Raw genomic sequence first — 20,502 nt, 5'->3', positions numbered from 1 at the left:
GACGCGCGGACACGCGGGTTCGGGGACGAGCGTATACAGCCGCACCGGCGGCCACCCCGGGGTCGCGCGGATCGCCCGCCCGGTCTCACGCCTCGATCGTGCCGTCCGTCAGCCCGTCGTACAGGCCGCGCACCAGGCGCTCCCCCAGCCGGCCCACCTCCCGCAGCGCGTCCTCGAACTCGGCGAGCGCGCGGAACCGCTCGCCGTGGCGCCGCTGTTCGGCCAGCGGGAGCCGGGGCAGCCGCAGCCGGCGCACGTCGAGCCGGGTCGCGGTGGACGCGTAGCTGCTGGCCCGGCGCTGGTTGGCGGAGCCGCGCAGGAACCCGGCGAGGAACCACGGGTCGAGGGCGGCCGGGTCGGGGCGCAGCAGGTGGAGGTTGCGGCCGAGGGCGGCGCCCTCGGCCGCCCCGTCGACGACGCGGGCGACGGAACCGCCGCCGAGGACGGGGACGACGACGTCGCCGGCGCGCAGCAGCACCGGCTCCTCGTCGGCGGGGCCCTCGGGGAGTGCGCCGGTGGGCTCCTGGCCGGTGAGGACGTCCTGTTCGGTGAGGACGCGGGGCCGGCCCGCCGGGCCGGGGCCCGGGGCGGGGGCGGTGGTGCCCGCGTGGAGGCGCAGGGCGCCGGCGCGGGCGAGTTCGCCGACGGTGACGCCCGGCGGGCGGGGCGGCGGGGCGGGGTGGCCGGGGGCGGGCGGGGCGGCCGGCTCGGCGGGCGGGTTGAGCCGCGCGGTGCGGCGCAGCTGGTCGGCGAGGCGGTCGCGTACGGTCGCCAGCTCCGCGGCGCCGCCGCCCGCGGCCGGGGGCGGCAGGTGGCGGGCGGGCGCGAGGTCCACGTCGTCGTCGAGGAGGTCGATGACGGGCAGGGACCGGCTCGCGCCGGGCCGCTCGACGGCGGTGCCGTGCCGGGCGAACGGCGTCCAGGCGTCGAGCACGGCGGTGTGGACGGCCTGCCAGTCGAGCCGGTCGCGGCCGGCCGCGCCGTGCTCGCTGGTGTCGACGAGCAGCAGCTCCGGTGCCGGGCCCCCGCCCGCGGCCGGGCCGCCGGGGCGGCGCAGCACCCACAGGTGGAGCGGCACGCCGTACGGGGGCGCGGCGCCGGCCGGGAGGGCGACGACCGCGCGGAGCGCGCCGCGGCGCAGCAGGTCGGCGCGGATGCGGCGGCCGGAGCGGCGGGACGCGGCGGCGGGCGGCATGAGGAGGACGGCGGTGCCGCCGGGGCGGAGCCGGGCCAGGGCGTGCTGCACCCAGGCGAGTTCGGACTCGGTGCGGGCGGGGAAGCCGTACTCCCAGCGCGGGTCGTAGGCGAGCTCGTCGTGGCCCCAGTTGCGCTCGTTGAAGGGCGGGTGGCAGACGACGGCGTCGGCGGCGAGGTGCGGGTGGGCGTCGGCGCGCAGGGCGTCGCCCGCGCGGGCGTGCACCCCGGCGCCGGTGTGCAGGGCCAGGCGCAGCGCGGTGAGCGCGGCCAGGTCGGGGTCGGCCTCCTGCGCGTACAGGGCGGCCGGCCCTTCGACGGCGCGCAGCAGGGCGCCGGTGCCGGAGGCGGGGTCGAGGACGGTGGCGCCGCCGGAGCGGTCGGCCGGGGCGGCGAGGGCGGCCATGAGGGCGGCGGGGCCCGGCGGGGTGAGGGTGTACTGGCGGGGGTTGGCGTCCAGGTGGCGGCCGAGCAGGAACTCGAAGGCGCCGGGGGCCCCGCCGGGTTCGGCGGCGGCCAGCTCGGCGGCGGCGCGCAGCAGGGGCAGGGAGGGGCCGAGGCCGTCGGCGGTGGGGGTGGGAACGGCGCGCTCGGGGCCGAGGCGGGCCGTCAGGGCGTCGTCGAGGAGGGCGGGCAGCACCGCGGCGAGGCGGTCGCCGGGCGCGGCGGCGGCCTCCCGCCAGACGGCGGGGGCCTCGTGGACGAGCAGGAGGGCGCACCCGGCGTGGACGAGGGCGGTGGGGGCCCCGGCCGGGTGCCCGGCGGCCTGCTGCCAGACGCGTTCCCGCAGGGGTACCTCGGCGAGCTTGCCCTGGGCGCGCAGCCACCGCTCGACGTCGGCGAGGGCGAAGGACGGGCTGGTCTCCGTACCGCCGACCGGTTTGGGGAAGTCGGCGTGGCGGCGGCGCCAGTTGCTGACGGCGGCCCGACCGACCCCGGCGAGCCTGGCGATGCCGGCGGCGGTGACCTCAGTTGCGTTGTCCGGCACGTGGCCGCTCCCTCCGTCCGCGGTGTGCACCGATCTTACGGGCCGCTCGGTACACACTCTCCCACAGCGTGATCCGACACATGACGCGTGAACGGTGTTGACTCGGTTCACAAGCTTCTGCTGTGATTGACCCGTCGCCACACGGGGTTGCCACCGCGCCCCGACCACCGGCGCGTCGTCGTGCCCGTCTCCTCGCCATCCCCTCGTCTCCTCGCCCCGGAGGGCTCCCACCCATGTCCCACTCCACGCAGCAGCCCCAGTACGGCACCCCCGCCCCGGCGCCGGCCTCCCCGGCACGCAACGGGCTCGGCACCGCCGCCCTGGTGCTCGGCATCATCGGCACCGTCTCCGGCTTCATCCCGTTCTTCTTCTGGCTCGCGGGCATCCTCGGCCTCATCGCCCTCGTCCTGGGGCTCTCCGGCCGGGGCCGCGCCAAGCGCGGCGAGGCCACCAACAAGGGCGTCACCACCGCGGGCGCGGTCCTGGGCCTGGTGGCACTGGTCCTCTCCGCCGTCGGCGCGTTCCTCACCTTCAAGGCCGTGGACGAGGCCGTCACCAAGCTCGACAAGGAACTGTCCTCCACGGCGCCCAAGGAGACGGCCGGCGGCGGGGCGAAGGGCGACGCCGCCGGCGCGTCCGCCACGCCGGTGCCGGAGGTGCTCGGAGCGGACGAGACCGTCGTCTACGACGACGACCTCCAGATCACCGTCTCGGCGGCCGCCGTGTACACGCCCACCGAGGCGGCGGACGGCCACACCGAGGGCAACACCGCGTACCGGGTCACCGTCGTCGTCGAGAACGCCGGCAAGGAGAAGTACGACGCCGACACCGCCTTCCTGGAGGCGCGCGCCGGCAAGGACGGCGTGACGGCCGGGCAGGTCCACGACGAGGGCCTCGACGGGATCAGCGGGACGGTCGCGCCCGGCAAGAAGGTCACCGGCACCTACGCCTTCGACGTGCCCGCCGGCGCGAAGTCGCTGACCGTCGAGGTCACGCCGGGCATGGACTACGAGGCCCACCAGTGGGAGCTCACGCTCTGAACGACCCGGCCCGGACCGGGCACCCGCGCGGCCCGGCCGGCCCGACCGACCGGGCCCGCACGCCCACCCGGCCCGTACCGCGGTACCGGCCACCCGGCCCGTACCGCGGTACCGGCCCGGTGCCGACGCCGGCCCGCCCCGCCCCCGGGTGGCGGCGGGCGGCCGCACGTCCCCGCCCCCGGTCCCGACCGCACCGCAGCCCCGGCCCAGCCCCGGCGCCAAGCCCGGCCGCCACGGCCCCGGCCCCGGCCCCGGTCGTACCGTCTCCCCCGCCCCCGCGCCTGGAGAACCGCCGATGCCCGCCCCCCGCCCGAAGGTCGCCCCCGCGGTCGCCCTGGCCCTCGGGCTCGCCGCCCTCGCCGCGCTCTCCCCCACCGGTTCCGGCCCCGTGGGCGGGAGCGCCGGGACGACCGTCCCGTTGGCGGGGCTCACCGGCCCCGAGGTGCTCCACCGGGCCCTCTCGGCGACGAGGGCGGCCCCGTCCCTCCGGCTGGACGTCACCAGGCGCCGGGACGGCGGGAGCTCCACCCGGGCGTTCCTCGCGGTCGGTGCCGACGGACGGTGCGCGGGCACCCTGACCGTCGGCACCACCGGGACGATGGAGCTGATCCGCACGGGCGACGAGGCGTACGTGCGCTTCGACGAGGCGTACCTGCGCGTGGAGCGCGCGGGCGGCGGGCGGGGCTCGCCGCAGCGGACCGAGCGGGTCCTCACGATGCTCGGTGGCCGCTGGCTGCGCACGGACCCCGCCGACCGGGGCCCGGTGGACGGCCCCGACCCGTGCGACCTGGACGCGCTCCTCGCCGGCGTGGAGGCGGGCGCCGGCTCCGCCCGCCGCGCCGGCCTGACCACCGTCGACGGCCGCAGGGCGCTGAAGCTGACCGCCTCTGCCGGCGGGGCCACCACCACCGCCTACGTCGCCGCCGAGGGCGAGCCGTACCTGCTGAGGGCCGAGACCCGGGGCGGGGCCGCGCCGGGCACGGTCTCGGCGGTCTCCCTCCGCGCCTCCGACGGCCCGGTCGCCGCGCGCCCGCCCGCCCCCGCCGACGTCGTCGACCTCCGTACGGGCGGCGGGTCCTGACCGGCCGTCCGCCGGCCCGGCGTCACAGCGGGTGGCGCACCCACACGTTCGGTTCGACGTACACGGCGAGCCCCTGCGACGCCTCGCAGCGCACCGGGACGAGCGCGCCCGCCACCTCCACGGGCCCGTCGACGTCGAAGGGCAGCCCCGTCCACTCCCGCCACCGCTCCACGCTGTCCGTGATGGTCATGGACGCCGGGGCGACCGAGTCGACGACGCCGCCCGCGCGGACGTGGACCCGCAGCCACGGGTCGTGCGGCAGCCCGTCCTCGGGCCGGGTGCGGAAGGCGTACTCGGCCATCGGCGTGTGCGGCTCCAGGTGCTTGCCGTTCGGTCGTACCGGCGCCACCACCTCGGCGAACCCGGCCTCCCGCGCGGCGTCCCGCATCGCGCCCAGCATCACCGACGACAGGCCGTGCCCCAGCAGGTCCCGGGCGATGGAGATCTCGATGGCGCTGACCGTGTCCGGCGTCCGGCCGGCCCGCCGGTCCTGCATCGCCCACAGCAGCACCTGGTCCCAGCCCTTGGCGGGCAGCGTCCCGCCGCGCCCCTCGGCCCGCAGCGCGAACGGCACGCTGAACGCCCGCGCCACGACCCGCCCCGCCCCGTCGACCGCGACCCGCACGAACTCCGGGATCTCGTCGACCATCCAGCCGTAGGCGACGTCGGAGACCGGGTCGTGCATCATGAACGGCTGCCACGTGTGCGGCATCCGCCACATGGCGTCCATCAGGTCGGGGCGTTCGGCGAGGCTGTGCGTCGTGACGTCCATGCGGGCAGGCTAGACATCCGCGCCCGTCCCGGACCAGCGCTTTTCCGGCGTGCGGAGGGGGACGCGGCTCAGGAGGCGCGGCTCAGGAGCGTGAGGCTCAAGGGCGCGCGGTTCAAGAGCGTGCGTTCAAGGGCGCGCGACTCGGGAGCGAGGCTCAGGGGAGCCGCTCGCCGGGGCAGCCGTTCAGGACGCGCTTCATCGCGTCCCGCTCGGCGGCGGTGACCCACACGCCGTACTTCTTCTTCACCGCGACCTGCCGCGCCACGTACCGGCAGCGGTACTCGCGGGAGGGCGGGAGCCAGGTGGCGGTGTCGCCGTCGCCCTTGCGGCGGTTGGCGGACGCGTCGACGGCGAGGAGGTTGAGCGGGTCGTTGGCGAAGCGCAACCGCTTCCCGGCGTCCCACTGCCGGGCGCCCTTCTGCCAGGCGTCGGAGAGGGCGACCACGTGGTCTATGTCGACCTTCCGGTCGCCGCGGGCGAAGACGATCCGCCGGCCGGTGTACGGGTCCTGCGGCAGCACGCCGCGCGCGACCCTGCAGCGCTCCCCGTCCTGGTACCGGACGTCGGTGGCGTCCCGGGTCAGGATGTCCTCGCGGGTCCCGCAGCCGTTGCCGTCCGTGTCGGCCCAGGCCCGGCCGAACTCCTCGCGGGCGTAACCCGTCTTCGGGGCGCGGCCCTTCACGGTGAGCGTGTCGACGGCGGCCAGCGCCGGCCCGCCCGCCCCGCTCCCGCCGCCCGGCGCCCCGCCGCCGGCGTCCGGTGGCTGCGGGGTGCAGCCGGCGGCCAGGGCGGCGGCCGCCAGGACGGCGGCGGGCAGCGTCCTGCGGCGGGTCCGGCGGACCGGGCGGGCGGGGTGCGCGGGCGGGGTCACCGTACGGGCGGACATGGGCGCATCCTAGGGGCTGCCCGGTCCCGCGACCCGGTGCGGGGCCCCGGTGCCACCGGGCACCGGACCCCGCCGCCCTCCGGGTGCCCGGCCCACCCCTGCGGCGCGAGGGCCGCCGGGCCCACTCCGCGTACCGGAATCCCACCGTGCGTACCGGAATCCACCGCGCACCGGCCTCGGCACCGGCACCGCTGGCCCGACCGGGCGAGGCCGGGGGCGGCCCCGGCACCGGAACCGCCCGTCGGCCGGGTGAGCCTACGAGCCGAGGATCGTCGTCAGGAACTCGCCCGTCCACGCCAGCAGTTCGCGGCCCACCACCGGCTTGCCGCCGATCGTGCCCGAGGTCGGGCGGGGCACCAGGATCTGGTGGGCGGACGCCTTGATGACCGTGCGCGGGTGGAGGCGCTTGAGCCGCAGCTCCTGCGACTCGCGCAACTCCACCGGCGCGAAGCGGACGTTGCTGCCCTGGAGGACGATCTCACCGACCCCGCAGGCCCGCGCCAGCATCCGCAGCCCGGCCACCAGCAGCAGGTTCTCCACCGGCTCCGGCAGCTTGCCGTACCGGTCGGTGAGCTCCTCCCGGACCGCCTTGATGTCCTCCTCCGAGTTCGCGGAGGCGATGGCCCGGTACGCCTGGAGGCGCAGCCGCTCGCCGGGCGCGTAGTCGTGCGGGACGTGCGCGTCGACCGGCAGCTCGATCTTGACCTCCAGCGGCGGCTCCTCCTCCACGCCGCCCTCCAGCGAGGCGCGGTAGTCCGCGACCGCCTCGCCGACCATCCGCACGTACAGGTCGAAGCCCACGCCCGCGATGTGGCCGGACTGCTCGCCGCCCAGGAGGTTGCCCGCGCCGCGGATCTCCAGGTCCTTCATGGCGACGTACATGCCGGCGCCCATCTCGGTGTGCTGGGCGATCGTCGCGAGCCGCTCGTGGGCGGTCTCCGTCAGGGGCTTCTCCGGCGGGTACAGGAAGTAGGCGTAGCCGCGCTCGCGGCCGCGGCCCACGCGGCCGCGCAGCTGGTGCAGCTGCGACAGGCCGAAGTTGTCGCCGCGCTCCACGATGAGGGTGTTGGCGTTGGAGATGTCGATGCCGGACTCGACGATCGTCGTGGAGACGAGCACGTCGAACTTCTTCTCCCAGAAGTCCACGACGACCTGCTCCAGCGCCTGCTCCGACATCTGGCCGTGGGCCGTGGCGATGCGCGCCTCGGGGACGATGTCGCGGAGCCGGGCCGCCGCCCGGTCGATCGACTCGACGCGGTTGTGGATGTAGAACACCTGGCCCTCGCGGAGCAGTTCGCGGCGGACGGCCGCGCCGATCTGCTTCTCCTCGTACGGGCCGACGAAGGTGAGGACCGGGTGCCGCTCCTCCGGCGGGGTGGTGATGGTCGACATCTCGCGGATGCCCGTGACGGCCATCTCCAGGGTGCGCGGGATCGGCGTCGCGGACATCGTCAGCACGTCCACGTTGGCGCGCAGCTTCTTCAGCTGCTCCTTGTGCTCGACGCCGAAGCGCTGCTCCTCGTCCACGATGACCAGGCCGAGGTCCTTGAACTTCGTCTCGGACGAGAACAGCCGGTGCGTGCCGATGACGACGTCGACGGAGCCCTCCCGCAGCCCCTCCAGGGTGGCCTTCGCCTCCGCGTCCGACTGGAAGCGCGACAGGGCCCGCACGACGACGGGGAACTGCGCGTACCGCTCGGAGAAGGTGCCGAAGTGCTGCTGCACGAGGAGCGTCGTCGGGACGAGGACGGCGACCTGCTTGCCGTCCTGGACGGCCTTGAACGCGGCCCGGACGGCGATCTCCGTCTTGCCGTAGCCGACGTCGCCGCAGACCAGCCGGTCCATGGGGACCGTCTTCTCCATGTCCTCCTTCACCTCGGCGATGGTGGACAGCTGGTCGGGGGTCTCCACGTACGGGAAGGCGTCCTCCAGCTCGCGCTGCCAGGGCGTGTCCGGCCCGAAGGCGTGCCCGGGCGCGGCCATGCGCGCCGAATACAGCTTGATCAGGTCGGCGGCGATCTCCTTGACCGCCTTCTTCGCCCGCGCCTTCGTCTTCGTCCAGTCCGCGCCGCCGAGCCGGTGCAGCGTCGGGGCCTCGCCGCCGACGTACTTGGTGACCTGCTCCAGCTGGTCGGTGGGGATGTACAGCCGGTCGCCGGGCTGGCCGCGCTTGGCGGGGGCGTACTCGACGAGGAGGTACTCGCGGGTGGCGCCCTGCACGGTGCGCTGCACCATCTCGACGTACCGGCCCACGCCGTGCTGCTCGTGGACGATGTAGTCGCCCGCCTCCAGGGTGAGCGGGTCGATCGTCTTGCGGCGGCGGGTCGGCATCCGTTGGCCGTCCTTGCCGGCCGCCTTCTGGCCCGACAGGTCGGTCTCGGTGAGGACGGCGAGGCGCAGCGCCGGGTCGACGAAGCCGTGGTCGATCGAGCCGCACGCCACGTGCACGACGGCCGGCGAGATGTCGGTGAGGTCGCCGTCGAGGCGGGCCGCGATGCCCTCGCCGCCCAGCACCTCGACCGTGCGGGCGGCGGGTCCGTGCGCCTCGGTGACGTAGACGGCGCGCCAGCCGTCGGCGAGCCATCCCTTGGTGTCGGCGAGGGCCCGCGCGGTGTCGCCCCGGTACGACTCGGGGGCGTGCATGCCCAGCTTGATCGTGTCCGCGTCGAGCTCCTCGTCGGCGGCGAACGGCGACACCGACCACCACATGACGCCCAGGTCGCGGGCCCGGTCCCGGACGTCCGCGATGCCCCACAGGGAGGCCGCGTCGACGTCGATCGGGGCCTCGCCGCCGGTGGCCGTCGCGGCCCAGGAGGCGTGCAGGAACTCCTGCGAGGTCGCGACGAGGTCGGCCGCGCGGGTGCGCACCCGCTCCGGGTCGCACACGACGGCCATGGCGCCCTTCGGCAGGACGTCGAGCAGCAGCTCCATGTCGTCGACGAGGACCGGGGCGAGGGACTCCATGCCCTCGACGGCGATGCCCTCGGCGATCTTGCCGAGCAGCTCGCCCAGCTCCGGGTGCTCCTCGGCGAGGGCGGCGGCACGGCGGCGCACCTCGTCGGTGAGGAGCAGCTCGCGGCAGGGCGGTGCCCACAGGCCGTGCTCGGCGACCTCCAGGGACCGCTGGTCGGCGACCTTGAAGTACCGGATCTCCTCGACGTCGTCGCCCCAGAACTCGACGCGCAGCGGGTGCTCCTCGGTGGGCGGGAACACGTCCAGGATCCCGCCGCGCACGGCGAACTCGCCGCGCTTCTCGACCAGCTCCACACGCGCGTAGGCGGCGGCCGCGAGGCCGGCGACCACCTCGTCCAGGTCCGCCTGCTGCCCGGTCCGCAGGGCGACGGGCTCCAGGTCGCCCAATCCCTTGACCTGCGGCTGGAGCACGGAACGCACGGGCGCGACGACCACCGAGACGGGGCCCGCGGACGGGTCGTCCGCGGACGGGTGGGTGAGGCGGCGCAGCACGGCGAGGCGGCGGCCGACGGTGTCGGAGCGGGGGGACAGCCGCTCGTGCGGGAGGGTCTCCCACGAGGGGTACTCCACGACGGTGTCCGGGTCCAGCAGGGAGCGCAGAGCCGCCGCGAGGTCCTCGGCCTCCCGGCCGGTCGCCGTCACCGCCAGCACCGGGCGGCCGGCGTCCCTGGCCAGCGCGGCCACCGCGAAGGGCCGCGCCGCCGGCGGGCCGACCAGGTCGACGTGGCCCCGGTGTCCGTCGGCCGCGGCCTTGACGGCCTCGGCGAGGGCGGGGTCCTTGACGACGGCGTCGAGCAGACCGTGCAGGCTCATGGGGCTTTCCGTCCCGTGTCTTCGTAGGGGGCTGGGCAGCACGAAGGACCCGACACGAACGACGGGCCGGGGTCTCTTCAGCCTACGCCCGCCCGCTGACACCCGCGCCGGGAAACCGGCACGGGGGCCGGCGGGCGGTCCGGGATCACCGGATCGCCCGCCGGCCCCGCCCGACCGCCCGACCGCTCCCCCTCGGGTCCCGCTCGCCCCTGACCGGCCACCCGGCCGGGGCGACGGTCCGGGCGGCGCGACAGCGCGGGGCGTCCGGGCGGCCGGGGCGACGGTCGGCGCGGGTCCGTGGGGCCCGTCGACACCCCCACCCCGCCGTCGTCCCGCACCCCGCCGTCGGCGCGGGTCCGTGGGGCCCGTCGACACCCACCCCGCCGTCGTCCCGCACCCCGCCGTCACCCCGGACCCCGGCTCAGCCGAGGGCGCGCACCGTCGCGTAGTACTTGTCCGCCGTCTTGAGGCAGGACGCCTTCGCCTTCTTCCGCGCCGCCGGGGTCAGCGGGTCGGCCCAGAAGAACCTGCCGCACACCTGCTTCATGTCCTGGAGGAACACCCCGTCGATCCGCTTCTTGTGCTGGCTGCGGAACTTCGACACGCCCACGAGGCTCTTGTAGTTGCGGTAGCCGAAGTCGTGCCGGTGGCACGGGAACGTGAAGTCGTACCCGCCCGGGATCTTCTCCGGCGCCTTCGAGCAGCCGTCGGTCGACCAGTCGAAGGCGTAGGGGTTCTTGCCCTGGCGGTACTGCCCCAGGCCCGCGAACCACGCGTCGAGCGACGCCTGCCCCTTGACGGTCAGCTTCCCCAGCCTCTTCACCCGGTCGGCCTTGCCGGCCATGGGCGCCTTCGCCGCCATGGGAGCGGCGACCACCGCGGTGGTGGAGGGCCCGGTCGAGGCCCCCTCCCCGGCGGGTGCGGCGGCGGCCGGGACCACCGAGGTGAATCCGACGACGCCTGCGAGCACGATGCCCCCGAGGGCGCTCTGCACCTTGTTCACTCGACTCTTTCCCCGTGCCTTTCCGTATGGGCGGGCCGCGTTCCCCCGCGACCCGCGTGCAACAGCGGGAACACTACGACAGCGGACACAGATCCGTGTATGACACACAGGAATGTTCTCCGGGCCCTCGGCGGAGCTCCACATTCCACCACCCGACCGACCCACGGCCCTCGCCCGACCGCCCCGGCCCCCTGCCCCGACCGGCCGGCGGCCCGCGGTCGGGCCGGCACGCGCCCCCGGCCGGGGCCGGTCACCGGACCGGTGGCCGGCCCGGTGCGCGTCCCCCCGATCGGACGTACGGCCAACCCGGCGCGGACGGCTCCTCCGCGAGGTCCCCACCCCCGTGGGGGACCCCGGGGAGGAGCGGCCCTCCCCCTTGGGTACCAGGGGGCGCCCGGCCCTCCCAACCTGTTTTCCGGGGGCCGCCCGGTGAGAGGGTGTCGGGTGAGACGGCCGCACGGGGAAGGGACGCAGGTGGCGGAAGGCGCGGACGGTACGGGCAAGGACGGCATAGGCACGGACGGCGGGGGGCCGGCACCGGCCGCCACCCCGGCCACTGCGGCCACCCGGGCCGCCGGGGCGCCCCCGCCCGGCGGGAAGGCCCTGCGCCGGGGCCCGGTGGTGGCGGCGATGATGATGTCGGTGGCGCTGGCCGCGCTGGACGGCACGGTGATCGCGACGGCGGTCCCGCAGATCGTGGCCGACCTGGGCGGCTTCTCCCTCTTCTCGTGGCTGTTCTCCGGCTACCTCCTCGCCGTCACCGTCACGATCCCGGTGTACGGGCGGCTGTCCGACACGTACGGCCGCAAGCCGGTGCTCCTCACGGGCATCGTCCTCTTCCTCGTCGGCTCGCTGCTGTGCGCGTCGGCGTGGGACATGGCGTCGCTGATCGCGTTCCGCGTGGTCCAGGGCCTGGGCGGCGGCGCCCTCCAGGGCACGGTGCAGACCATCGCGGGGGACCTGTACCCGCTGAAGGACCGGCCGCGGATCCAGGCGCGGCTGTCGGGGGTGTGGGCGGCGTCGGCGGTGGCCGGACCGGCGGTGGGCGGGCTGCTCACCACGTACGCCGACTGGCGCTGGATCTTCCTGGTGAACCTGCCGGTGGGCGCCCTCGCCCTGTGGCTGACGGCCCGCTACCTGGTGGAGCCCGGCCGTACCGGTGCCGCTTCCGGTGCGGGTAGCGGTGCCGGTGCCGGTGCGTCGGGGCGGGCGCGGGTGGACTGGCCGGGCGCGCTGCTCGTCTTCGCGTCCGGGGCGGTCCTGCTGACCGCGCTGGTGCAGGGCGGGGTGGCGTGGCCGTGGCTGTCGGCGCCGTCGCTGGGACTGCTGGGCGCGGGCGCGGTCCTCGTCGCCGTGACGGTCGCGGTGGAGCGCCGCGCCGCGTCGCCGATCGTGCCGGGCTGGGTGTGGCGGCGGCGCCCGATCGCGGCGGTCAACCTGGCGCTGGGTGCCCTCGGGCTGCTGATGGTGGCGCCGTCGGTGTTCCTCCCGACGTACGCGCAGGCGGTGCTGGGCCTCGGGCCGGTGGCGGCCGGGTTCGTGCTGTCGGTGATGATCCTGAGCTGGCCGGTGAGCGCGTCGCTCTCGCACCACGTGTACCGGCGGGTCGGGTTCCGGCAGTCGGCCGTCCTCGGCATGACGCTGGCGATGCTGACGCTCCTCGCCTTCCCGCTGCTGCCGTACCCGGGTTCCCCCTGGCAGCCGGCGCTGCTCATGCTGCTGCTCGGCGCGGCGCTGGGCCTGTTCCAGCTCCCGCTGATCGTGGGCGTCCAGTCGACGGTCGGCTGGTCGGAGCGGGGCACGGCGACCGGGTCGGTGCTGTTCTGCCGCCAGATCGGTCAGAGCGTGGGCGCGGCGCTGTTCGGCGCCGTCGCCAACGCGGTGCTCATCTCCCGCCTCGGCACCTCGGGCGGGGACCTCGACTCGGCGGCACGCGCCCTGGACGACCCGGGCGCCCTCACCCCGGCCGCGTCGGAGACCCTGCGCCGCGCGGTGGACGCGGCGGTCGAGTACGTCTACCTGGGCGCGGCGGCGGCCGCGGCGCTGGCCGTCGCGGCCCTGCTCCTCCTGGCCCCGCGCCGCTTCCCGGTCCTCACGGACCCGGACGACGACTGACCGCGCCAGAGCCGGAGCCGGCGCCGGGCGGCGGCATCGGCATCGGCATCGGCATCGGCACGAGGGTCCGGGCCCGGGCCCGCCACGAGGTGTCCGCGTAGGCGGCGGTCAGCGTGTACCAGCCGCCCCGGTCGGGCGGACCGACGACGACGGCGACCTTCATCCGGGCGGTGTCGAACACCCGCGCCCCGTCCGGCAGCGGCACCCCGCCGCCCGAGGAGGGCACCCCGCCGGCCGCCGGTCCGCCGCTCACCACCGGCCCCCCACACCGGCGGAGCCGGCGGCGTACCGGGCGAGCATGTGGGCGCCCTTGGCGAGCAGCCGCAGGTGCGCGGCCGGGTCGTGCACCGGGTCGGCGGCGACGGCCCGGGCGTGCGCCACGGTCGCGACGGCGACGTCCCGCGCCCGCCCGTCGACCAGGTTCCGGGCGTACGCGTCGGCCGTGTCGGCGTACGCCCGGACGTACCCGCGCAGCCGCTCCCGCACCCCGTCGGCGACCACGCCGGTCGGCCGCACGGCGGCGAGCCGCAGGGCGAGTTCGACGTCCTCGGCGAGGGCCGATGCGGCGATCGCCGTCGTAGAGACTGTCCGATGCACGAAAAGCTCCCATCTGTCTTCCGCCCGGTAGGGACAGATGGTGCCGCCCGTGATGCCTCTCAAGTGCCACATCTTGTGTCACCCCGCCCACGCCGTCAGAGGGCGCCGATCCACTCCACGAAGGAGGTGAGCGAAGCGGCGTCGGAACGCTTCAGTCTCCGCAGGGTGACGGCGACCTCTCGCGCCCAGGGGTGCTCGCGGGTGTGCTGTGGAGCGATGGCACGTGCCGTCCGCAGGGAGTCGAAGGCGTGATTCATTCGTCCCGACCACAGTTGGGCCCGTGCGAGCTCGATATAGAATCCGGACCGCCTCTCGGCAGGCAAGTCCCTCGGGGGTGACCATCCACGCAACAGGCTGAGGGCGTCGGCAGCGTGGTCCCCGCCCAGGCCGACCGCGACGGACATGCGGTGAACGCGCACGGAGGCAGGCCCGAAGGCTGTGCCCTCGTACACGCCCTCGCGCAGTCCCTCAGCCAGTCGTTCGGCGTGCATGAGGTGAGCACCTGCTGCGTCAGCGTCACCAAGGCGCCCGGCGACGACCGCCGCCCGCATGTGAAGAGCTCCGAGTGCCGCGCCGTTGCGTGGGTCCGCAGCGATCGGCGCCTCATCCATGGCGACGTGCAGGGCGCGTAATCCACTCCGGTGCGCACGTGCCATGAAGAACGTCTCGGTCCGCACGTAACCGACCGTGGCCGAGACCACCGGGTCATCCGCCTGCGGTGCAGCCCATCGCATCAAGTCGATGAGCCGGGCGGACAGGTCCCGGGCGCCGTACTTGTATGCCACGGCGTCCGCCGAGCGAGCCACGGACACGAGGAGGCGCGCCGCCCGCTTCCGATCCGGTTCGGCGGGCAGTCCGTGCAGCGCGGTGAGCGTCTCCGTGATGAGCGCGGGTGCTGCGACGGCGAGCCGTAGGTACTGGGCCCCGAGCCGCCACGCCTCGGCATCCGCTGCAGCCCGCTCCAGTGCGGTGAGCGACCGGTGCGGGCCGGTCGCGGGGATGTCATACGCGGCGATGGCCGCCGACAGGGCCGGAAACGTCGCCCGAACACGGCCGTCAACACGCGTCGAGTCAGTGAGGAGTCGGCTCACGTCCAGTTGAAGTGCGGCTGCCACAGCATCGAGGGCGTCGTCGCTGAGCGTGCGACTACCCTGCTCGACCTTCCGCAACATGCTGAGGGACATGTGCGCCGCTGCCGCCAGCTCCGGCTGCGACATGCGGCGCGCGCGTCGGGCGACGGCGATGCGGCGCCCGACCTCCCCGCTCGAATCCAGGGACATGGCGGCACCGTATCGGCCGGACCGGCTGCCGGTGGTCGCACACCCGGAGAGAGTCAGTTCGACGCGGCGATGACGGTCACCAAGTCGTGCAGGGTGTCGATCGAGTGGTCCGCCGTGGCCCGCACCGTAGGGTCGTCGGCCCAGAAGTGGCCCCACGGTCCCCGGCGCAGGTGCGCGGTACGCAGGCCGGCGGCCGCTGCCGGGTGCACGTCGTTCACCGGATGGTCCCCCACGTAGAGCGTCTCGCCGGGTGAGACCCCAGCCACCTCGACAACCCGCGCGAAGAACTCCCGCGACGGTTTGGCACAACCCCACTCGCCGCTGGTCGCGATGGCGTCGGCGGGCAAACCGAGTTCCCGCAGCATCTCTCCTGCCTTCGGCGTCTGGTTGCCGGCGACCACCACACAGACCCCGGCCTTCCGAAGGGCGGCGAGCGCCGGGCGCACATCGTCGTAGAGGTCGTCGTCGTCGATGCGCTCGCCACGACCGGCCGCCTCGCGGGCCCGGTACTCGGCGTCGACATCGATCCCGGGACGCAGAAGCCTCAGGGCATCGGCGTTGTCCCGTCCCCGCACGACGACGGCGCCCACGAGCGCCGACAGGGTGTGGCGCGGGACCCCGAGCCAGTCGGCCCAGCACGCCCAGTACCGGTCGTCCCGTACGAGGGTCTCCCCGATGTCGAGCGCTACAGCACGGATCATGCGACCAGCCTAGGGGGGAATCTCACGCCGGATGCGGCGATGGCGGCCGTCGTCGCCGTAGCTCGCCGCGCAGGCCCCCGAGCCCCAACCCCACGAACCGCGTCAACGGGCGGCGCACCGGCCACGCCACCGCAACGCGCCAGCATCCAGCCACCGTTGGCCCGGAGCGTCGCCGCCTCGGTACCGTCGCGTGATACGCAGGTGACGCAGAGCCACGGCCGCGTACAGCGGGCAGCGGACAGCGACGGGGGCACCGATGGCGTGGGACGAGTGGGAGCAGACCAAGCGGGACGCCGTGACGCGCATGCGGCTCGACCAGCTGCCGCCGGACGCGCGCGGGACGGCCTCGGTCAACGCGGACCTCGTCGTGCACGACCAGGTCCTCGGCGGCCTCGGTGACCTCGCCCGGCGGCTCCGCGACCGCGTCGCATGCGACGGCGACCACGCCCGTACCGCCACCGCCGACGCCGCGCTCGAACTGACCGCCGACGGCCTCGGCCTCGGTCGCGCCCTGCACACGCTGCGGGGAAGGGGCCCGGCCGCGTGGTGGTGCGGCCGGGGCCCTTTCCGTGGGGTTACAGCAGGCCGTCCCACATCTGTTCCAGCAGGACCGACCACCAGCTCTCCGGGGACGACAGGGCCGCCGGGTCCAGCATGGCCAGCTGGGCCTGGAAGTCCATCGTCCAGCGGCCCGCCTGTTCCGGGGTGAGGCCGAAGCGCAGGCGCCACATGCGGCCCAGGAGGGCCAGGCAGCGGGTGAACTCGGGCAGGCCCGTGTTCACGAACTGCGGCGCCACCGGCCGGCCGCCCGGGCCCGCCTCCACCGGGACGGCCACGATGTGCGCCGTGCCGTACTGGACGCAGAGCGCGCGGCCGAAGTCGGAGCCGAGCACCAGGTACGAGCCCGCGTCCGCCGCCGGCTGGACCTGCCGCTGGGCGGCCAGTTCGGCGAGGGTCGGGACGACCGGCTGGGCGGGCTGCGCCCAGAAGAACGGCCCGAAGTCCGCCGGGAGGCCCGCCCACACCAGGGTGCGCGCGACCAGTTCCGGTACGCCCTGGCGGGACACGGCCCGCTGGTCGAAGCGGAGGATGCCGTGCGGTCCGAAGGCGCCCGCCAGTTCCTGCGCGATGCCCTCGGGCGGGATCGGCGGGGCCGGCTGCACCGGCGGCAGCGGGGCGCGTACCGGGGCGGGGCGGGCGGGCCCGTCCGCGACCTGGTGCAGTTCGCCCTGGTGGGCGATCAGCTGCCGCATGCCCTGCTGACGGCTCGCGTGGTCGTGCCCGTACGGGGCGATGGACGTGATCCGCGCCTGCGGCCACGTCTCCCGGATCATGCGGGCGCAGTAGCCACCCGGCAGTTCGCAGGAGGCGAGTTCGGTGTGGAGTTCCAGCACCTGCTGCGGCGGCACGTTCATGGCGCGCAGCTCGTGCAGGATCTGCCACTCGGGGTGGGGCGTGCCCGGCGCGGAGCGGCGGATGATCTGCGCCTCGGAGCCGTCGGGAGCGCGGTAGCGCAGGACGACCTGGTAGCCGGGGCCCACCGCGGGCAGACCGGTCGGCTGGGGCTGCGGGTAGCCGTACGCGGGCACGCCGGGGGGCGGTACCGGGCCGGGAGCGCCCGGCGGCGGTACGACTCCGGGCGCACCCGGTGCGCCGGGCGGGCCGGGGGGCGCCGGCGGACCGCCGGGCCCGGGGTGCGCCAGCATCGTCGCGGCCTGGTGCACGCCACCGGGCGGCGTTCCGCCGGGGACTCCGGGGGCACCCGGGGCTCCGGGCGGGCCGGGGGGTGCGAGGGGGCCGCCCGGGCCCGGATGGGCGAGCATCGTGGCCGCCTGGTGGGCGGAGCCGCCACCCGGGGGCGGGGTCGCCCCGGGCGGAGCCGGGGGTCCGGGAGGCCCGGGAGGTCCGGGGCGGCCGGGGCGTCCCGGCGGGCCGGGAGGCGGGGGCGTACCCGGGGCGCCGGGTCCGGGGTGCGCCAGCATCGTCGGCGCCTGGTCCACCGTGCCCGCTCCGGGCGGCGGCGTGGCGCCCGACGGCCGGGGGAAGTCCGGACCGAGGGGGGACATCAGCTGCGTGGGCACGTACCCGCCGGCGGCGGGCGGCGGGGTCGCCGTGGGCGCCGGGGGCCGCGCGCCGGGGGTGCCCGGGGCGCCCGGCGGCGGGGTCGACGGACCGCCGCCGCGCGTACCGGCGCCGGGCGCGGGCGGCGTGACGACCGCCTTGCCGGTCGTCACGTCCGCGATGTCGGCGGCGCGGACCGCGTCCGGACCGAGCGCGGGCGAGACGGCGGTGCGCGGCAGCTGGCTGCCGCCCTGCATCAGCGCGGTGGGCGCGTCCGCCGGTACGGACGGGGGCGGGGTGTCGTCGTCGTCCGCGCCGGACAGGGGCGGGGCGAAGACCGTCGCCGGGAGCGGTACGGAGACGTCCTCGTCCGCGCCGCCGAGGGTGCTCGTGTCGTTCCAGGCGGACGGCGGCGGCGTGGCCATGCCCCCGCTGGGGGCGGGCGTGGGGGCGGGGGCGGGGGTGGAGCCCGCACCTCCGGTCTCCGCGCCTGTGGCGTGCCCGTCTCCGGTCTCCGCGCCCGCGGGGCTCCCGCCGGTCGCGGGGTCAGGGCCCGTACCCGCCGCCCCCGTACCGGCCGTTCCCTCACCGTCGCCCGCGTCGCCCGCGTCGCCCGACGGGGCCGGACCGGGTACGCCGAAGGGCGGCGGGGCGGGGGCGTCCGGGGTGCCCGGGCCGGCCGGGCCGGTACCGGACGCCGGCGTCGGCGCCCCGCCCGGCGTCCCGGGCTCCGGCGCCGGGGCGCCGGCGGTGGCCGCAGCGGCCGTACCCGCGGCGCCGGCCGGAGCCGCCGCGCCACCCGTACCCGCCGCGCCGCCGGCGGTCGCGTCCTCGCGCCGTCCGTCCGGTACGCCCATGCGGTCCGCCGCGTCCTGGAGCCACTCCGGGGGCGTCAGCAGGAACGACGTCTGGTTCAGGTCGATGCGCTCCGGCGGCCGTGCCGCCTCCGCGTCCCGCGCCTCCTCGGCCCGCACCCCGTACTCCTCCTCGTAGCGGCGGATCACCTCGCCCACCGGCAGCCCCGGCCACAGCGTGGCCTCGCCGCTGTCGCGGGCGACGACCAGGCGCTGCCGGCCGCCGTCCGACGACGGGCCGTCGGCGCGGTCCTCGGCCCACGCGACGAAGCCCAGCTCGAACTCCCGCACCCGCACCTCGCGGTGCTGGTACGCCGGCACGTCGCCGTTGATCCACTCCTCGGCGCGCTCCTGCGCCTGCGCGAACGTCACCATCGGACCGTCACTCCTCGCCCGTGACCGGGACGGCCCGCGCGAAGCCGCCGTCCACCATCAGGTTCGCCACCGTCTCCAGCTCGGGCGGGCTGCCCGCCAACCGCTGCAGGAACTCGTCGAAGTCGGCCCCGCACGGCAGCAGGAGCCGCTCCATGCGGTCCTGGACCGTCGTGCCGTCGCCGTCTCGCGCGTCGTCGTACGCGCAGAACCACACCGAGCCCGCCCCGGCGCCGCGCACCCGCACCGCCACCAGGCCGCCCTGGACGAAGGCGACGCCCAGGTAGTCCTTGGTGAGGTGGTCGCGCAGGCACTTGTTGACGTACACGAGGTCGTTGACCCCGGCCTCGTCGCGCACCGTGAAGAAGGGCTGGTCCACCAGGAGCCCCAGCTCGGCGTCGAGGGCGACGCCGACGGGCGCGCAGCCGCCCGCCGCCTTGAGGAACGAGCGGTAGGCGCCCGGCAGCCGGTAGCCGAGGTCCTCCTCGACGCCCTGCAGCTGCGTCTCGGAGACGGAGACCGCGCTCCTCGGCAGCCCGAAGTGCGCGGGCCGGGTCTCCTGCAGGGGGCGCGTGCCGCGCTTGCCGTGGTCGACGGCCGCGGTGGCGAGCCCGCCGTGGTGCCGCAGCAGCGCCTTCACCTCGACGGGGACGAGCTCCATGCGGCGCGTGCCGGGGACGTGGTGCCAGGTCCAGCCGTGGGGCGTGCCGACCGCCGGGACGGTGTCCCACAGGGCGTGGCCGGCGGCCTTCAGGGCCGCGTTCGCCGAGACGTAGTCCGTCAGCCGGAGCTCGTCCACGCCGAAGCCCTCCGGCGGCTCCGCGATCTCCGCGGCGGCGCGGGCGTAGGGCGAGAAGTCCGGGTGGCCGTCGGCGTCCATCCGCACCCCTCTGGGGTGGCGGGCGGCCCGGACAGGGTCCGGGAAGTGCACGACCTGCCCGGCGTAGGCCGCGTTCGGCGGCGCGGCGCGGTGCCCGTGCCGACCTGTCGTCATGGCGGTTGCCCCCTGGCTGCTGCTGGCTGGTTCCGCACAGCCTATGCGGTGGGGCCGGAGGGCGGCCGGTACCTCCGTTCCGGTGACCATCCGTCACCCCCAGGTGACCCATCGGCGATCATGCGACACACGCGTGGCACGTTTCGGCGACCCCGTTTCCCATCTCCTCACCCATTTGGCAGTCTGTCCCCGCAACTGGGGGGATTGCACAGAGGGGAAACGCACCACCATGCACGCAGCGCCATCAGGAACCACACCCGCCGCACCGGACGCGGGCCACGGCGGCGGCGACCCACGCCTGTCGTGGCGCAGCGCGGCCCCCGGCCCCGCGCCGGCGCTGCGCCACCGGCGCGACGGGATACTGCCGACCGTCGGCGCGGCCCTGTCCGTTCGCGGCGAGACCCTCACGTGCACCGCCGCCCGCGGCAACCAGCCGCCCGCGCTGCACCCCCTCGTGCAGGACTTCCTCGACACGCTCACGAGCGGGCAGCGCGAGCGGTACACGGGTCGCTGCCCCGAGGCGATCCTGCTCTCCCGGCACCTGAGCGCCATGGAGAGCGGCCGCTCCAAACGGGCCCGGCGCAAGCCGCTGACCGCGGGCGAGGCGAAGCGGACCCTGCGGAACGCCAAGGTCACGGCGCGGCGCATCCGCGAGGACGGGGACCCGCTGCACGGCAGCTACGCCGCTCCCTGCCGCTCCTGCGCCGCCCTCCTCGCGCACTTCGGCGTACGCCCCGTCGACCCGACCGCGACCCACCAGAACGGCTGACCGCACCCG

15 protein-coding genes are annotated in these 20,502 nt (G+C 76.0%); 4 read left to right on the top strand and 11 right to left on the bottom strand.

The genetic code is table 11. The annotated features are described in order from the left end of the window. Window positions 1-85 precede the first annotated feature (85 nt). Window positions 86-2,182 carry a class I SAM-dependent DNA methyltransferase gene (locus ACF053_RS16095; protein ID WP_391954463.1) on the bottom strand — a complete coding sequence of 699 codons (2,097 nt, stop codon included), beginning with the start codon at window positions 2,180-2,182 and terminating at the stop codon, window positions 86-88. A gap of 233 nt (window positions 2,183-2,415) precedes the next feature. On the opposite strand from ACF053_RS16095, the gene ACF053_RS16090 reads away from it, so the two are divergent. Further along, the gene (locus ACF053_RS16090; RefSeq protein WP_391954462.1) at window positions 2,416-3,222 is read left to right on the top strand and encodes a DUF4190 domain-containing protein; all 807 of its coding nucleotides are present in this window, start codon (window positions 2,416-2,418) and stop codon (window positions 3,220-3,222) included. Window positions 3,223-3,517: 295 nt separating this feature from the next. Then, window positions 3,518-4,303 (top strand): hypothetical protein, encoded by a 786-nt coding sequence (locus ACF053_RS16085; RefSeq protein ID WP_391954461.1) that lies wholly within the window; start codon window positions 3,518-3,520, stop codon window positions 4,301-4,303. A 22-nt stretch (window positions 4,304-4,325) separates the two neighbouring features. On the opposite strand, the gene ACF053_RS16080 is transcribed toward ACF053_RS16085, so the two are convergent. The 4 genes from ACF053_RS16080 to ACF053_RS16065 all read right to left on the bottom strand — a co-directional run bounded on the left by ACF053_RS16080 (window position 4,326) and on the right by ACF053_RS16065 (window position 10,750). Then, entirely contained in the window at window positions 4,326-5,075 is a 750-nt protein-coding gene (locus ACF053_RS16080) for an N-acetyltransferase (RefSeq protein WP_391954460.1), read from the bottom strand. Between the two features lie 154 nt (window positions 5,076-5,229). Beyond that, entirely contained in the window at window positions 5,230-5,961 is a 732-nt protein-coding gene (locus tag ACF053_RS16075) for an HNH endonuclease family protein (protein WP_391954459.1), read from the bottom strand. 255 nt (window positions 5,962-6,216) lie between these two features. Continuing rightward, entirely contained in the window at window positions 6,217-9,747 is a 3,531-nt protein-coding gene (mfd, locus tag ACF053_RS16070; protein ID WP_391954458.1) for a transcription-repair coupling factor, read from the bottom strand. 421 nt (window positions 9,748-10,168) lie between these two features. Next, window positions 10,169-10,750, bottom strand: a complete 582-nt coding sequence (locus tag ACF053_RS16065; RefSeq protein ID WP_391954457.1) for a phospholipase — start codon at window positions 10,748-10,750, stop codon at window positions 10,169-10,171. A 474-nt stretch (window positions 10,751-11,224) separates the two neighbouring features. Between ACF053_RS16065 and ACF053_RS16060 the strand changes: the two genes are divergently transcribed. Continuing rightward, a complete protein-coding gene (locus ACF053_RS16060) occupies window positions 11,225-12,865 on the top strand; it encodes an MFS transporter (protein WP_391954456.1) in 1,641 nt (546 codons plus the stop codon). Here ACF053_RS16060 and ACF053_RS16055 read toward each other — a convergent pair. The 6 genes from ACF053_RS16055 to ACF053_RS16030 form a co-directional block, all read right to left on the bottom strand. Next, a complete protein-coding gene (locus tag ACF053_RS16055) occupies window positions 12,843-13,118 on the bottom strand; it encodes a hypothetical protein (protein WP_391954455.1) in 276 nt (91 codons plus the stop codon). The genes ACF053_RS16060 and ACF053_RS16055 overlap by 23 nt on opposite strands. Then, window positions 13,115-13,462 carry a hypothetical protein gene (locus ACF053_RS16050; RefSeq protein WP_391954454.1) on the bottom strand — a complete coding sequence of 116 codons (348 nt, stop codon included), beginning with the start codon at window positions 13,460-13,462 and terminating at the stop codon, window positions 13,115-13,117. The genes ACF053_RS16055 and ACF053_RS16050 overlap by 4 nt, the downstream gene beginning before the upstream one ends. 95 nt (window positions 13,463-13,557) lie before the next feature. Then, the gene (locus tag ACF053_RS16045) at window positions 13,558-14,742 is read right to left on the bottom strand and encodes a helix-turn-helix domain-containing protein (protein ID WP_391954453.1); all 1,185 of its coding nucleotides are present in this window, start codon (window positions 14,740-14,742) and stop codon (window positions 13,558-13,560) included. A gap of 53 nt (window positions 14,743-14,795) precedes the next feature. Next, window positions 14,796-15,443: an HAD family hydrolase gene (locus ACF053_RS16040; RefSeq protein ID WP_391954452.1), complete on the bottom strand. Its 648-nt coding sequence runs from the start codon at window positions 15,441-15,443 to the stop codon at window positions 14,796-14,798. Between the two features lie 575 nt (window positions 15,444-16,018). After that, entirely contained in the window at window positions 16,019-18,733 is a 2,715-nt protein-coding gene (locus tag ACF053_RS16035; RefSeq protein ID WP_391954451.1) for an SUKH-4 family immunity protein, read from the bottom strand. Between the two features lie 7 nt (window positions 18,734-18,740). Continuing rightward, entirely contained in the window at window positions 18,741-19,724 is a 984-nt protein-coding gene (locus tag ACF053_RS16030) for an SMI1/KNR4 family protein (RefSeq protein WP_391954450.1), read from the bottom strand. A 229-nt stretch (window positions 19,725-19,953) separates the two neighbouring features. Between ACF053_RS16030 and ACF053_RS16025 the strand changes: the two genes are divergently transcribed. After that, the gene (locus ACF053_RS16025; RefSeq protein WP_391954449.1) at window positions 19,954-20,493 is read left to right on the top strand and encodes a YwqJ-related putative deaminase; all 540 of its coding nucleotides are present in this window, start codon (window positions 19,954-19,956) and stop codon (window positions 20,491-20,493) included. The last annotated feature ends 9 nt before the right edge of the window (window positions 20,494-20,502 follow it).

This window comes from Streptomyces kanasensis (genome assembly GCF_043077165.1).
Lineage (GTDB): Bacteria > Actinomycetota > Actinomycetes > Streptomycetales > Streptomycetaceae > Streptomyces > Streptomyces changanensis.
This window is presented reverse-complemented; position numbering and strand designations above follow the sequence as displayed.

Excerpts from the sequence above, each read along its gene's own strand:
- mfd (WP_391954458.1), bottom strand. The coding sequence starts at position 9,747 with ATGAGCCTGCACGGTCTGCTCGACGCCGTCGTCAAGGACCCCGCCCTC.
- ACF053_RS16030 (WP_391954450.1), bottom strand. The coding sequence starts at position 19,724 with ATGACGACAGGTCGGCACGGGCACCGCGCCGCGCCGCCGAACGCGGCC.
- ACF053_RS16080 (WP_391954460.1), bottom strand. The coding sequence starts at position 5,075 with ATGGACGTCACGACGCACAGCCTCGCCGAACGCCCCGACCTGATGGAC.
- ACF053_RS16045 (WP_391954453.1), bottom strand. The coding sequence starts at position 14,742 with ATGTCCCTGGATTCGAGCGGGGAGGTCGGGCGCCGCATCGCCGTCGCC.
- ACF053_RS16035 (WP_391954451.1), bottom strand. The coding sequence starts at position 18,733 with ATGGTGACGTTCGCGCAGGCGCAGGAGCGCGCCGAGGAGTGGATCAAC.
- ACF053_RS16025 (WP_391954449.1), top strand. The coding sequence starts at position 19,954 with ATGCACGCAGCGCCATCAGGAACCACACCCGCCGCACCGGACGCGGGC.
- ACF053_RS16075 (WP_391954459.1), bottom strand. The coding sequence starts at position 5,961 with ATGTCCGCCCGTACGGTGACCCCGCCCGCGCACCCCGCCCGCCCGGTC.
- ACF053_RS16085 (WP_391954461.1), top strand. The coding sequence starts at position 3,518 with ATGCCCGCCCCCCGCCCGAAGGTCGCCCCCGCGGTCGCCCTGGCCCTC.
- ACF053_RS16090 (WP_391954462.1), top strand. The coding sequence starts at position 2,416 with ATGTCCCACTCCACGCAGCAGCCCCAGTACGGCACCCCCGCCCCGGCG.
- ACF053_RS16040 (WP_391954452.1), bottom strand. The coding sequence starts at position 15,443 with ATGATCCGTGCTGTAGCGCTCGACATCGGGGAGACCCTCGTACGGGAC.